Below are 1,692 nucleotides of genomic sequence, written 5' to 3'. Positions count from 1 at the left end.
GACCTTTTCCAAGGTATTAATCCTAGCCGCTTGCTCACTGGCTAATATCGTTCGTTGGTACTCCTGTGGATCAATCTTTTTTGCCAACAGGGCTTTTACTGCCTCTCGCTTCTGCCTGGCTTCAGCCAGTGAGAGGGCGGGATAATGGCCAAAAGTGACCGTCGTTCTTTTTTTACTCAGGGGGGTGATAGTAGCGAAAGCGCCATGTTTTAACACCCGATGTTTTGACAAATAATAATAAGCGCCGCCACCATCATGTAGCGATAAATCTTTGTCGATTGTTTTAGCTGCTTTTATTGCGGTATTTGTTAGAGGTTTCGTCTGTATTGCCATGTTCATCACCCTTTAAGTACTATAGGACTACCTATTTGTGGCTCTAGAAAACAGAGTCCCTAGTATAGTCCTAAAAAAACAGAGTATCACTCTGCCACAGCGAAAGAAAACAGGCAATAAAAAACTATAAAATCTAGTTGTAATAATGATTTATATTAATTCTCCAGTGCTAGCTGGTCGATACCGATAGCTTGTTTTGATGACGAGTGAACAGGTGATGCACAATGACGATGAAGCATTCAAAGACGATGTATTTATCGTTAATGAAGATGAGGAATTTACCGAACAAAGCATGAACCCTGCTGTTCAAGGTCAGGATTTACGCTTTGCCTTTGACCGCCCTGAATATCGGGTGATGCTGGTTGCCGACAAGTTCCAAACCGGATTTGACCAACCCAGGTTAGTCGCTATGTATGTGGATAAAAAAATTGCTAACCATGTCGAAATTGTTCAAACCTTTTCTCGCCTGAATCGCATGGCTCCAGGCAAGGACGAGGTCTTTATCATCGACTTTGTGAATGATCCGGCGAATGTTCGTCAAGCCTTTTCACTGTATGACGATGGAGCGCATATTGATGACGTACAAGATCTGAACGTGGTCTATCAAATCAAAGAGCGCCTGGATGAACACGGGCTTTATGGTGAGAAGGATTTAGCCATTTTCAAAGAGGCGAGGTTCAAGACCATCCGTGACATTACCCAGGCACAAACACCGCAGCACAAGGCATTGTATACGGCAACTGAAGGGGCTACCCGGCTTTATAATGACAAAATGAAAATGCTGCGAAATGCAATGACTACATGGGAAGCTGCCTTTGAGAAGGCGTATGCAAAAGGTGATGAGTCGGGTATGAAGTCAGCAGATCACCATCAGGACGAATACGCCGAGCAAATCAAATCCCTGTTGGGCTTCAAATCGGATGTGGGGCGCTTTTGTCGTACCTACTCTTACGTTGCCCAGCTTATTGATTTTGGTGATCCAGAGCTTGAAAACTTTGCGGCATTTGCAAAGCTATTACAAAAACGCCTGCGGAATGAAACGCCAGAAACAGTGGATCTAAAAGGCTTGGTACTCACTGGCTTTGATATTAAAAGCCGTACGGAGGGACAGCCAGAAGACGAAGAACAACAAGTTTGCAACCAATTGGGTCAGGTAGTGGTAGCGTAACGGGCGACAAACCCAAATTTGTAAAAGAAATCATCGCCAAACTTAACAGTCTGTTTGGTGAAGCAACGCCACTTCAGGATCAAATTGCCTTTGTGAATCAAATCAAATCGATCACGGGTAAAAGTGACATGGTGATGGCACAGGTTGAGAGTAATACCCGTGAGCAGGCCATGAAAGGGAACCTTCCTGGT

General features: G+C 44.4%; 1 protein-coding gene and 1 pseudogene. One reads left to right on the top strand and one right to left on the bottom strand.

Translation table 11 applies throughout. The annotated features are described in order from the left end of the window. On the bottom strand, window positions 1–333 hold a 333-nt coding region (locus tag REG_RS15000), incomplete at its 3' end, for an integrase arm-type DNA-binding domain-containing protein (RefSeq protein WP_339739852.1). A gap of 199 nt (window positions 334–532) precedes the next feature. Between REG_RS15000 and REG_RS10425 the strand changes: the two are divergent. Continuing rightward, window positions 533–1,692, top strand: a pseudogene (locus REG_RS10425) (type I restriction enzyme subunit R domain-containing protein); the annotation flags it as partial.

Source organism: Candidatus Regiella insecticola LSR1, from assembly GCF_000143625.1.
Classification (GTDB): domain Bacteria; phylum Pseudomonadota; class Gammaproteobacteria; order Enterobacterales; family Enterobacteriaceae; genus Regiella; species Regiella insecticola.
This window is presented reverse-complemented; position numbering and strand designations above follow the sequence as displayed.